Source organism: Streptomyces sp. NBC_00094 (assembly GCF_026343125.1).
In the GTDB taxonomy this organism is placed as follows: Bacteria; Actinomycetota; Actinomycetes; order Streptomycetales; family Streptomycetaceae; genus Streptomyces.
Window position 1 is genome coordinate 4,207,048 of sequence record NZ_JAPEMB010000001.1, and the last position, 12,306, is coordinate 4,219,353.

The window sequence follows — 12,306 nt, forward strand, 5'->3', positions numbered from 1 at the left end:
CATGAGCCAGCCCAACGCCAACGACCAGGCTCCGGACGAGATCCGCACGCCGCTCTCCTTCGCGCAGGAACAGCTGTGGTTCCTCGACCAGCTGACCCCCGGCGAGATCACCTACAACGTGCCGATGGCCTACCGGCTGCGGGGCCCGCTCAACGTCGGGGCCATGCGGCAGGCGCTGAGCTCGCTCGTCACGCGCAACGCCGTGCTGCGCACGACCTTCCACTCCGCCGACGGCGCCCCGTACCAGGTCGTAGCCCCGGCCGGCGAGGTCCCGCTGGAGGTCATCGACCTGGCCGACGGCGACCTCGCCGAGCTGCTGCGCGTCTACTTCGAGACGCCGTTCGACCTGGCGGCCGGGCCGATGTACCGGTTCAGGCTGATCCGCACCGGCGCCGACGAGCACGTCCTGGCCCTGTCCTTCCACCACATCCACACCGACGGCTGGTCCTCGACGCTGATCAACCGGGAGATCTCCGGCGCGTACAACGCGTTCGCCCGCGGCGTGGAGCCGGAGCTTCCGGAGCTGCAGGCCACCTATGCCGACCACGTCGTCGCGCAGCGCGAGCAGCGCGAAGGCGGCGGCTGGGACGAGCAGCTGAAGTTCTGGGAGGGGAAGTTGGCGGGGCTGCCGGTGGTCGAGATGCCCGCCGACCGGCTTCGTCCGGCCACGCCCACCCAGAACGGCGAGACCCTCACCTTCGACTTCCCGGTCGAGCTCCTCCAGCAGGCGCGCGCGCTCGCGCAGCAGGAGGGCGCCTCGCTGTTCATGGTGCTCACCGCCGCCCTGAACGTCGTGGTCGGCCGCTACACGGGCCAGGACGACATCCCGCTGGGCATCCCCATGCTGGGCCGCACCGAGCCGGAGCTCGAAGACGTCGTCGGCCTGTTCATCAACATGCTGGTGCTGCGGACCGACCTGTCCGGCGACCCCACCTTCGCCGAACTCGTCGAGCGCGTCGCGGACGCCAACATGGACGTGTACGACAACCAGGACGTGCCGTTCGACCAGATCGTCAGCCACGTCCAGCCGGTCCGCGAGGCGGGCCGCAACCCGCTGTTCCAGATCGGCACCCAACTGCTCGGCGGCGGCACGGCCGGCTCCGACCTGGGCCTGTTCGAGCTGTCGGACGAGGCGCTGGACGTCGCCGTCCCGCGCTCCCGCTACGACCTCTCCCTGACGTTCATGGAGACGGTGGATCAGCTCCGGTTCGTCGCCGAGTACACCACCGACCTCTTCGACGGCTGGCGCATCGAGGCCATGGCCCGGCACATCCAGAACGTGCTGGCCGCCGCGGTGGAGAACGCGGAGCAGCCGATCTCGAAGCTCGCGATGGTCGGTGCGGACGAGCGGGAGCTGCTGCTGGAAGCGGGTCGCGGCGCGGACTTCGCGTTCAGCCCGGACCCGGTGCACGTCACCGTCATGGAGGTCGCCGAGCGCACCCCCGAGGCCGTCGCCGCAGTCTGCCGCGGCGTGGAGATGACGTACGGGGAACTGGCGCGCCGCTCCGGCCTGCTCGCCCGCCATCTGCGGGACCGCGGTGTGGTCCCGGGCCAGATCGTGGCCATCTCCATGGACCGTGACCTGGACGCCCTCGTCGCCATGCTGGGTGTCATGCGGGCCGGCGGTGCCTACGCGATGATGGACCCCGCGCACCCGGCCGCCCGTCTCGAGTACATGCTGCAGGACACCGCGGCACCGGTGGTCATCACCCGGGCCGATGTGGCCGACCGCCTGTCGGCGGGCGTGAATCTGCAGGTCGTGCTCATCGACGCGCACTGGGCGGAGATCGAGGCCGCGTCCGACGCCGAGCCGCTGGAGGAGCTGGCGGACCGCGAGTCGCTGGCGTACGTCCTCTACACCTCCGGCTCCACGGGCCGCCCCAAGGGCGTGATGATCGAGCACCGCAGCCTGCGGGTGTTCATCGAGGCATACCGCCACACGTTCGGTGAATTCACCGCCGAGGACCGGCTGCTGCAGCAGCCCGCGCTGATCTTCGACATGTCGCAGGGCGAGATCTACACGGCGCTGATCACCGGCGCGACCCTCGTGCTGGTCTCCCCCGAGGACGCCTCGTCGCCCGAGGCGCTCGGCGCGCTCATACGCGAGCAGCGGGTCAACTACGTGGGCCTGTCGCCGACGCTGCTGTCGCTGCTGGACGGCGGCCCGTACCCGGACCTGAAATACATCATGGGCGGCGCCGAGGTCCTCCCGGCCGAGCTCGTCAACAAGTGGAATCAGCCGGGCCGCAAGTTCGTCAACCTCTACGGTCCGACCGAGGCGGCCATCGCCTCCACCGAGTACCTCTGTGAGCACATCGAGTGGCAGACCTCGCCCCCGATCGGCCGCCCCGAGTACGGCCGGCTGCACTACGTGGTGGACGCGCACGGGAACCTGGCGCCCGTCGGCGTCCCCGGCGAGCTGCTGATCGGCGGTGACGACGGCCTGGCCCGCGGCTACCTCAACCTGCCCGAGCTGACCGACGAGAAGTTCGTCCCCAACCCCTTCGAGCCGACCGGACGCGTCTACCGCACCGGCGACCTCGTCCGCTGGACCCGGGACCACCAGGTGGACTTCATCGGCCGGATCGACAACCAGGTCAAGCTCCGCGGCCTGCGCATCGAGCTCGGCGAGATCGAGTCCGCTCTGGTCTCCCACCCCCAGGTGCGCATGGGCCTGGTGCTGCTCCGCGAGGACCGGCAGGGCGAGAAGCAGCTGGTCGGCTACTACACGGTGCTCGGCGACGAGGCCCCGAACACGGCCGACCTGCGCCGTCACCTCGGCGAGTCGATGCCGGAGTACATGGTCCCGACCGCCTGGGTCCGGCTGGAGGAGTTCCCCCTCACGCCGTCCAAGAAGATCGACCGCAAGATGCTGCCCGAGCCGCAGGACAATGCCGACGGCACTGACGGCCGCGCGTACGTGGCCCCGGCCACGCCGTCCGAGGAGAAGGTCGCCGAGGTCTTCGCCACGGTCCTCAAGGCCGAGCAGGTGAGCGCCGACGCGGGCTTCTTCGAGCTCGGCGGAAATTCGCTGCAGGCCATGCGGGCGGTCAGCCGGATCAACAAGACGTTCGGCGTGAAGATCAACGTCCGGATGCTCTACGGCGGTGCGAACGTCAGCGGCGTCGCCGAGGCCATCGACGCCCTGCTGGCCGACAAGGCCGGCGCGTGAGCGACCACGGCACCCTGGTACCGCTCCGCACGGACGGCAGCCTGACCCCGCTGTACTGCGTCCACCCGGTCTCCGGGTCGGGGTACGTCTACGCGGGGCTCGCCGAACACCTCGACCCGGAGCAGCCGCTGTACGGGTTCGAGGCGCCGGGATTCGATGACGGGGACCTGCCCCTGACCTCGATCGAGGCACTCGCGGAGCGGCATCTGGAGTCCCTGCGGTCGGCTCGGCCGCAGGGCCCGTACCTCCTGCTGGGCTGGTCGCTGGGCGGTGTGGTCGCGTACCACATGGCCCAGCTGCTGGCGGAGGCCGGCGAGGAGGTGCCGCTGCTGATCGTCGTCGACGCGACGGTACCCAAGCGGTTCCCCATGCCGTCGGAGAAGACCTTCCTGCACGGCTTCCTGCGGGACCTGGTGATGGCGACCGGCGAACCCCTCGACGCGGTGGACGCGCTGGTCCTGCCCCACCCCGAGGACGTCACCGCCGAGGCCGTGTGGGCCGCGGTCACCGCGTCCGAGGTGCTCCCCGAGGAGTTCGACGAGGAGTTCCTGCAGGAGCGCTACGACGTCTTCCGGGCGCACGCCCAGGCGCTGTTCGTCTACGACCACCGCGGCGCGTACGCGGGTCCGATGCTCCTGCTGCAGGCCGCGGACTCACCGGACGAGCGCATGCGCTGGGAGACGCTCGCCGACCGCCTGGAGAAGCGGAAGGTGGCGGGAAACCACAACTCCATCTGGACCGGCGAGGCCCTCGGGACGCTCGCCGGGCTGATCGGCCAAGGACTGGAGCGGGCCCGGTCCGCTCCCGCCTCCGTGGAGGGATGACGATGTCCGAGGACACGACGACGAAAACCGCGGAGCCGTCGCCGCAGGACGCGGCGCCGCCCAAGCGCGGCGCCCTGTGGCGCGACCGGGACTTCCTGGTCTTCTGGACCGGGGAGACGCTCTCCCTGTACGGCACCCAGGTCACCACGCTCGCGCTGCCCCTGGCAGCCGTGTTCGTCTTCGACGCCACCGCCGAGGAACTGGGCCTGCTGCGATTCGTGCAGCTCGTGCCGTTCCTCGGGCTCGCGATGCTCTTCGGGGTGTGGGTGGACCGGGTCCGCAAGCGGCCGGTGATGATCGGCGCCAACGCGGGCCGCATGCTGCTGATCGGGCTGGTCCCGGTGCTGTCCGCGACCGACGTGCTGAACATGCCGCTGCTGTACGCCATCGCGTTCGGCATCGGCATCGCCCAGGTGCTGTTCGACGTGAGCTGGATGTCGTTCGTCCCGGTCCTGGTCAAGGACCGCCGGAACCTGCTGGAGGCCAACACCAAGCTCAGCACCACCTCTTCCTCGGCCGACGTGGCCGGGCCAGGTGTCGCGGGTGTGCTGGTCAACGCGCTCTCCGCGCCGACGGCCATGGCGGTGAACGCCGTCACCTACCTGCTCTCGATCGTCTCCCTGCTGGCCGTCCGGACATCGGAGCCGGCGCCGCCGAAACCGGAGCACAAGCGCAGGATCTGGCCCGAGCTGGTCGAGGGACTGCGCTTCGTGTTCCACAGCCGCTACCTGCGGGCCATCGCCCTCGTCGGCTGCTGCTGCAACTTCTTCAGCGTGATGATCCTGTCGCTGTTCCTGCTGTACGCCGTCCGGGAGCAGGACCTGTCCGCCGCGACCATCGGCCTCGTGCTGGGCGTCGGAGCGGTCGGCGGGCTGGTGGGCTCGGCCCTGTCGGGCACCGTGATCCGGCGCGTGAGCGTCGGCAAGGCCTATCTGGTCTCGGTCTCCGGGATCTTCATCGCCCCCTTGCTGATCCCGGCCGCGTCCGGGTCCACGTTCATGGTGACCGCGGTCTTCATCGCCTCGTTCGTCATTTTCTACGCCTCGCTCAGCGTGGCCAACGTGGTGATCGTCAGCCTGCGGCAGACCATCACCCCGGACGCGCTGATGGCCCGGATGACCGCGGGGATGCGCACGATGATGCACGGCGGCGGCGCGCTCGGCGGTCCCGTCGGAGGCCTGATGGCCGGCGTGCTGGGGCTGCACGAGGCGCTGTGGCTGGCGACCGCGCTGTCTGCCGTGATGCTCGTGCCGATCGCACTCTCCCCGGTCAGCCGGCTCCGTGAGATGCCCGCCCAGGCGGAGTGACACCGCCCGTGTGAGACGCGTTCCCGCATTTCCCCGCAGTAGCTCAACAGTGCCCGTACGCAAGGTCATTCCGTCGATCAAGCCGGGTTGATGGAGGAATGGAGAATCGTGAGCCACCCTGATATCGCCGCGTGGAACGACACGGCGCGGGAACTCCCCGGCGACGGCGCCACACTGCCCGAGCTGTTCCGTACGCAGGTGTCCCGGACCCCGGACGCCACCGCCCTGGTGTTCCGGGACACCCGGCTCAGCTATGCGGAACTGGACGAGCGGTCGGACCGCCTCGCCCGGCTGCTGGCCGGGTACGGAGCCGCCGCGGACCGGGTCGTGGCGCTGACCGTGCCGCGCTCGGTGGAACTCGTCGTCGCGCTGCTCGCGGTGCTCAAGACCGGCGCCGCGTACCTCCCGGTGGACCCCGACTACCCGGCGGACCGGATCGCCTACCTCCTCTCCGACGCCGATCCCGTCCTGGTGCTCAGCCACTCCGATGTGGAGGCGGCCGCGCCGGCCGGGGCGCGGCCGGCGCAGCTTCCGTACCTGGTGCTCGACTCCGCGCCGTCCGCCGACGCGCCGGCGCCCGGTGCGGACGGCCCGGCCGGGGCCTTCGCACCGCTGCGGCCGCCGGTCGCGCAGGACGCGGCGTACGTCATCTACACCTCCGGCTCCACCGGGCGGCCCAAGGGCGTGGTGATCCCGCACAGCGGAATCGTCAACCGCCTGCACTGGATGCAGGACGAGTACCGGCTGACCGCGGACGACCGGGTGCTGCAGAAGACCCCCTCGGGCTTCGACGTCTCGGTCTGGGAGTTCTTCTGGCCTCTGATCACCGGCGCCGCGCTGGTCGTCGCCGAGCCCGGCGGCCACGAGGACCCCGCGTACCTGGTCGAGCTGATCCGCGCCGAGCGGATCACCACGGTGCACTTCGTCCCCTCGATGCTCCAGGCGTTCACCGACGAGCCCGCCGCGGCCGAGTGCACCGGTCTGCGCCGTGTGGTCTGCAGCGGCGAGGCCCTGCCCGTGGAACTCGCCGACCGCTTCGCCGCGTTGCTGCCGGACGTCCCGCTGCACAACCTGTACGGACCGACCGAGGCCTCGGTGGACGTCACGTACTGGCGGCACAAGACCGAGCCCGGTGCGGCCTCGGTGCCGATCGGCCTCCCCGTGTGGAACACCCGCCTCCACGTGCTGGACGCGCACCTGCGGCCGGTCGCGGCGGGTGAGGCCGGCGAGCTGTACCTGGCCGGCGTGCAGCTGGCCCGCGGCTACGTGAACCACCCCGGGCTGACCGCCGAGCGGTTCGTCGCAGACCCGTACGGCCCGCCCGGCAGCCGGATGTACCGCACCGGAGACGTGGCCCGCCGGCGAGCCGACGGCGCACTGGACTACGTCGGACGGGCCGACCGCCAGGTGAAGATCCGAGGACTGCGGGTCGAGCTCGGCGAGATCGAGGCCGTACTCGCGGCACTGCAGGACATCGGCCAGGCGGCCGTGCTCGCCCGGCAGGACCGGCCGGGCTCCCCCCAGCTGGTCGCCTACGTGGTGCCCGCCGCGGGAGCCTTGGTCGACCCCGCCGAGGTACGCGCCCTGGCGGGCGAGAAGCTGCCGGAGCACATGGTCCCGGCGGCCGTCGTGATCCTGGACGCCTTCCCGCTGACCCTCAACGGCAAGCTCGACCGCAAGGCCCTGCCCGCGCCCGCCGCCGCGACCGTCTCCCGCGGCCGGGCCGCGCGCACCCCGCGGGAGACGCTGCTGGCGGATCTCGTCGCGGGAGTCCTCGGCCTCGAACGGGTGGCGGCCGACGACGACTTCTTCGAGCTCGGAGGCGACAGCATCACCGCCGCCCAGGTGGTCGGCCGGGCCCGCCGGGCCGGGCTGGTGCTCAGCCAGCCGGACGTCTTCCGCCACCGGACCGTGGCGGCGCTGGCCGCCGCGTGCGGCAGCCTGGACGAGGACCGGCGGGGCGACCGGACACCGCGGCTCGCTGCGGTCCCGCTGTCCGCAGCCGAGCGGGAGAGCCTGAAGGCGGCGCACCCCTCCGCCACCGAGATCTGGCCGCTGGCCCCGCTCCAACAGAGCCTGCTGTTCCACGCCACCTTCGACGCGCAGGCCCTCGATGCCTACTCCATCCAGCTGGCGTTCGACCTCAAGGGCAGGACCACCGTCGGAGTGCTGCGGCAGGCCGCGCGCGGGCTGCTGCGCCGCCACCCCAACCTCCGTGCGGGATTCACCCAGCAGGTCCTCGACCACCCGGTCCAGCTCATCGCCGAGCGCCTCGAACCCGCATTCGAGGTGGTCGATCTGACCGCCGTGGACGCGGACGACCGCGGGGCGCGGGCGGACGAGCTGTTCGACGCCGAACGGCTGCGCCCGTTCGACCTCGCCCGGCCGCCGCTGATCCGCTTCACCGTCGCCGACCTCGGCGACCGGGGACTGCGGGCCGCGATCACCCTGCACCACATCCTCGCCGACGGCTGGTCGCTGCCCCTGCTCCTGGACGAGTGGCTGAGCCTCGCCGCCGACCCGGCCGCCCACCTGGAGCCGGTCACCCCGTACCAGGACTACCTGGCCCTGGTGGCCCACCACGACCACCGAGCCTCCGAGGACGCCTGGGCCGAGTTGCTCCAGGGCGTCGACGAGCCCACCCTGCTGGCGCCGTCCGCGTCCGCGTCCGGGGACGACCGGCCCATGACGCTGCCCGAGCACTGTGACACCGAACTCTCCGAAGAGCTCACCGCCCGCCTGGACGGCTTTCTGCGCGGCAGCGGCCTCACCCTGAACACCGCCGTCAACACAGCCTGGGCCCTGCTGCTCGGCGGCGTGCTCGGCCGCAACGACGTGGTGTTCGGCAGCACCGTCTCCGGGCGCCCTCCGGAGCTGCCCGGCATCGAGTCCATGATCGGCCTCTTCATCAACACGCTGCCGGTACGGGTCTCCCTGGACCCCGCGGAGCCGCTGGCCGATCTGCTGCGGCGGGTCCAGGACCAGCAGTCCCGGATGTCCGCCCACCCGTACACGGGCCTCGCCGGCATCCAGCGGCGCGCCGGACACACCGAACTCTTCGACACCGTCACGGTGCTCGAGAACTTCCCCGGCGAGCTGGACGCCGCCGGCGGGCGGCTGCGCGCCACCGGGGTGGAGAACCGCTGGGCCACTTACTACCCCGTCACGCTGATCACCTACCCCGGGAAGCGGCTGCGCCTGCGGATCGGCTTCCACGCCTCCCGTTACGAGCGTGCGCTCGCGGAGCGGCTCGGCGAGCGCCTGGCGATGCTGCTGGAAGCGATCACCGAGGACCCGGCCCGGCCGGTGGGCGCGGTACCGCTGCTGTTGGCCGCCGAGCGCGAACAGGTGCTGTCGCGCTGGAACGACACCGATCACCCGGTACCCCGGGCCGACGTCGCCGAGCAGTTCCAGGACCGGGCAGCCCGCCACCCGGACGCCGTCGCCGTGGTCTCCGGGGCCGGGGAGCTCGACTACGCCGGGCTGAACGCCCGGGCCAACCGGCTGGCCCGCCGCCTCGTCGCGGCCGGCGTCGGTCCGGAGGACTTCGTCGTGGTCGCGCTGCCCCGCACCGCCGACCTCGTGGTCGCGCTGCTCGCCGTACTGAAGTCGGGCGCCGCCTACCTCCCGCTGGACCCCGACTACCCGGCCGACCGGGTCGCCTACATGCTGTCCGACGCGGCGCCCGTGCTCGCGCTGACCACGGACGACACCTCCGCCTCGCTGCCCGGAGAGGACACGCTGCCCCGGCTGTTCCTGGACCGGCCGGAGACCGCCGCGGAACTCGCGGCGCTGCCGGCCACCGACCTGGCCGACGCCGAGCTGGTGCGCCGTGTCTCCCCGGCCACCGCCGCCTATGTCATCTACACCTCGGGATCCACGGGCCGCCCCAAGGGCGTCGTCGTCCCCCGCTCGGCCCTCGTCAACTTCCTCGCCTCGATGCGGGAGCAGTTCCCCATGGACTCCGGCGACCGGCTGCTGACGGTGACGACCATCGCCTTCGACATCGCCGCACTGGAGATGTACGTGCCGCTGCTCAGCGGCGCGGGCCTGGTGATCGCCGAGCGGGAGACCGTACAGGACCCGACGGCACTGGCCACGCTGATCGAGCGGACCGGCGCCACCGTGATGCAGGCGACTCCGTCCTTGTGGCAGGCCCTGGCGGCCGGCCATCCCGAGGCGCTGCGCGGCCTGCGGACCCTGGTCGGCGGAGAGGCCCTGCCGGTCGCCCTCGCGGACCGGATGCGCGAACTGGCGGACCAGGTCAGCAACATGTACGGGCCGACCGAGACGACCATCTGGTCGACCTCGGCGGTGCTCGGCGACCGGCCGGGCGCCCCCACCATCGGGCGGCCGATCCACAACACCCGCCTGTACGTCTTGGACGGCGCCCTGCGGCCGGTTCCGCCGGGCACCATCGGAGAGCTGTACATCGCGGGGGAGGGCCTGGCCAGGGGCTACTGGCGCCAGCCCGGCCTGACCGCCACCCGGTTCGTCGCGGATCCCTTCGGCCCGGCGGGCAGCCGGATGTACTGCACCGGTGACCTGGTGCGCTGGGCGGTGGACGGCAACGTCGAGTACCTCGGCCGCTCCGACCACCAGGTGAAGCTGCGCGGATTCCGGATCGAGCTCGGTGAGATCGAGGCGGTGCTCGGTGGGCACCCCGCCGTGGCGCAGGCCGCCGTCCTGGTCCGCGAGGACCGCGCGGACGACAAGCGGCTGGTCGGCTACGTGACCTCGGTGCCGGGCGGCGCCGCCGACCCGGTCGAGCTGCGCGCCCTCGCCGCCGCGGAGCTGACCGAGTACATGGTGCCGTCGGTGGTGGTCGTCCTGGAGCGCCTGCCGCTCACCCCGAACGGCAAGCTGGACCGCAAGGCGCTGCCCGCGCCGTCCGACGCGGACTACGAGGCCGCGGCCGCCGGCAAGGGCGGCGGCAGCCGGACAGCCGGAGCGGAGCCGCGCAATCCGAAGGAAGCGCTGCTGTGTGAACTCGTCGCCGAGATGCTGGGCCTGTCCCAGGTCGGCATCCACGACAGCTTCTTCGAACTCGGGGGCAACTCGCTGTCCGCCATCCGGCTGGTCAACCGGATCAAGGCGGCGTTCGAAACGAATCTCAAGATCCGCCAACTCTTCAAGACCCCGACGGTGGCCGGGCTGGCCGGGTGCCTGGAGCTCGACCATCACGCAGCGACCGGGCGCTGACCCGGACGGAAGGACGAACCATGGACACCAACCCCTTCGAGGACGAGAACGGCACGTACGTCGTGCTGATCAATGACGAGGGTCAGCACTCGCTGTGGCCGTCGCGGACGGCCGTGCCCGCCGGATGGACCGTGACGTTCGGCCCGGACACCCGGCAGGCCGCGCTGGCCCACACCGAGTCCACCTGGACCGACCTGAAGCCGCGCAGCCTGGCGGCGACGTACCGCTAGTGTCCTGAGTCCTTGATCCGTCGCTGTACAGCAGCTCCGTACCGCAACCAGAGCAACCGATCCCGTCCCTCCGGGGCCTCTTGCGTTGTCGCGGGTCAAGGTCTGATGATCGTCCTTTCTCTTCATCAATGGGGGTAGGGGCATGGCGCTCTTCGGGAACGCGCACGCGATCGATCCGGCGCAGGCGCAGCAGGACTTCGCGCGGCTGCTGGGGCAGGGGGAGCAGGTGCACGCCGCGTACCTGCTGATCCGCGACACGATCTTCTTCACCGACCGGCGACTGGTGCTCGTCGACAAGCAGGGCATCACCGGGAAGAAGGTCGAGTACCACTCGATCCCGTACCGGAGCATCACGCACTTCGCCGTCGAGACGGCCGGCACCTTCGACCTGGACGCCGAGCTGAAGATCTGGATCTCCGGCAGCCCCATGCCGGTCCAGAAGACCTTCACCAAGGGCGTCGACATCTACGAGGTGCAGGCGATCCTCACGCAGTTCGTCGCGAAGTAGTCGAAGTAGTCGAAGTAGTCGACGTGGTCGGATAGTGCGGACTCGCGGTGACGCGGGTCCGGTGGAAGCCCCCGGGAATCCCGGGGGCTTCCCCTTTTGGGTGAACCTGTCTTATTTGCATGTCAGTTGAATATGCCTTCGGCCTAGCTTGCGAGGTGGAGGTGATGATCGATGGACGCGATCGACATCGATGACATGGTGTACGTCGCCACGGGGGCCCGGCTGCGGCGGCTGACCGCGCCGGACGGGACGCACTGGTTCCCGGTCGTGGACGTGGCGAAGCGGCTGGGGTACGCGGGGACGCGGGAGGCGCTGCGGACGGTGGTGCTGCCCGAGGGGTGTCTGGCGGGAGCGGGGGAGCTCGCCGGGAGCGCCGCGATACTCGCCCTCGGCGGCGTCAGGGCCTCGGTGCGGATGGTGAACCTTCCGGGGCTCGTCCAGCTCGTGGGGGCGTGCCGGAGACCGGAGGCCGGGCCGTTCCGGGCGTGGGTCGCGGAGGTCGTGGCGGCGGTCCAGCGGGACGGCGGTTACGGGCTCGAACCCTCGCCGGTCCACCCCGGGTTCCTCCTGCCGCCGGACCTCGTCGACGTGCTCGTACGGCTGGAGGGCGAGTTCGACGAGCAGGCCGCCGTGTACGCCGCGTGCGAGGAGTACGCCGACCGTGCGGAGCTGCTCCGCGAGACGCGGGAGAACCTCGCAAGGGCCGCCGACTCCCTTGCGCGTCTCTCCGTGCCCCGCCAGCGCTCCGGCGCCGCCGTCGTCGCCCTCACCCCGCAGCAGCTCGTGGAGTCCTGGGCCATCACCGGCGACACCCGGACCGTGGCCTCCTGCCTGGCGCCCGCACTCGTCCGGGGCGGGGTCCGCTACCGGCCCCAGGACGTCACCCGCCGCACCGGCCTGTCGGGCGACCGCGTCCGCGCCTGCGTCCGGATCCTTCTGGAACGCGGCTGCATGCGCGAGGTGGGTTCCCCGGATCCGGACGGCGCCAGGATCTACGTCCTGCCCTGATGCTTCCTGCCCAGGCCAGGGCACGAAGCGCCTGTGGCGGAGACTGGACACCACG

At 71.4% G+C, this 12,306-nt stretch carries 7 protein-coding genes; all 7 read left to right on the forward strand.

The genetic code is table 11. The features are described from left to right. Position 1: 1 nt before the first annotated feature. Positions 2-3,172, forward strand: a complete 3,171-nt coding sequence (locus OG580_RS18505; protein WP_267044784.1) for an amino acid adenylation domain-containing protein — start codon at positions 2-4, stop codon at positions 3,170-3,172. Further along, the gene (locus OG580_RS18510) at positions 3,169-3,996 is read left to right on the forward strand and encodes an alpha/beta fold hydrolase (RefSeq protein ID WP_267044785.1); all 828 of its coding nucleotides are present in this window, start codon (positions 3,169-3,171) and stop codon (positions 3,994-3,996) included. Before OG580_RS18505 ends, OG580_RS18510 begins: the two co-directional genes overlap by 4 nt. A 2-nt stretch (positions 3,997-3,998) precedes the next feature. Beyond that, positions 3,999-5,303 carry an MFS transporter gene (locus OG580_RS18515; protein ID WP_267044786.1) on the forward strand — a complete coding sequence of 435 codons (1,305 nt, stop codon included), beginning with the start codon at positions 3,999-4,001 and terminating at the stop codon, positions 5,301-5,303. 108 nt (positions 5,304-5,411) lie between these two features. Then, entirely contained in the window at positions 5,412-10,505 is a 5,094-nt protein-coding gene (locus tag OG580_RS18520; RefSeq protein ID WP_267044787.1) for a non-ribosomal peptide synthetase, read from the forward strand. 20 nt (positions 10,506-10,525) lie between these two features. Then, positions 10,526-10,735 (forward strand): MbtH family protein, encoded by a 210-nt coding sequence (locus OG580_RS18525; protein ID WP_267044788.1) that lies wholly within the window; start codon positions 10,526-10,528, stop codon positions 10,733-10,735. Between the two features lie 142 nt (positions 10,736-10,877). After that, entirely contained in the window at positions 10,878-11,243 is a 366-nt protein-coding gene (locus OG580_RS18530; RefSeq protein WP_267044789.1) for a PH domain-containing protein, read from the forward strand. A 171-nt stretch (positions 11,244-11,414) separates the two neighbouring features. Continuing rightward, positions 11,415-12,251 (forward strand): BRO family protein, encoded by an 837-nt coding sequence (locus OG580_RS18535; RefSeq protein ID WP_267044790.1) that lies wholly within the window; start codon positions 11,415-11,417, stop codon positions 12,249-12,251. Positions 12,252-12,306 lie beyond the last annotated feature (55 nt).

Excerpts from the sequence above, each read along its gene's own strand:
- OG580_RS18535 (WP_267044790.1), top strand. The coding sequence starts at position 11,415 with ATGGACGCGATCGACATCGATGACATGGTGTACGTCGCCACGGGGGCC.
- OG580_RS18515 (WP_267044786.1), top strand. The coding sequence starts at position 3,999 with ATGTCCGAGGACACGACGACGAAAACCGCGGAGCCGTCGCCGCAGGAC.
- OG580_RS18505 (WP_267044784.1), top strand. The coding sequence starts at position 2 with ATGAGCCAGCCCAACGCCAACGACCAGGCTCCGGACGAGATCCGCACG.
- OG580_RS18525 (WP_267044788.1), top strand. The coding sequence starts at position 10,526 with ATGGACACCAACCCCTTCGAGGACGAGAACGGCACGTACGTCGTGCTG.
- OG580_RS18530 (WP_267044789.1), top strand. The coding sequence starts at position 10,878 with ATGGCGCTCTTCGGGAACGCGCACGCGATCGATCCGGCGCAGGCGCAG.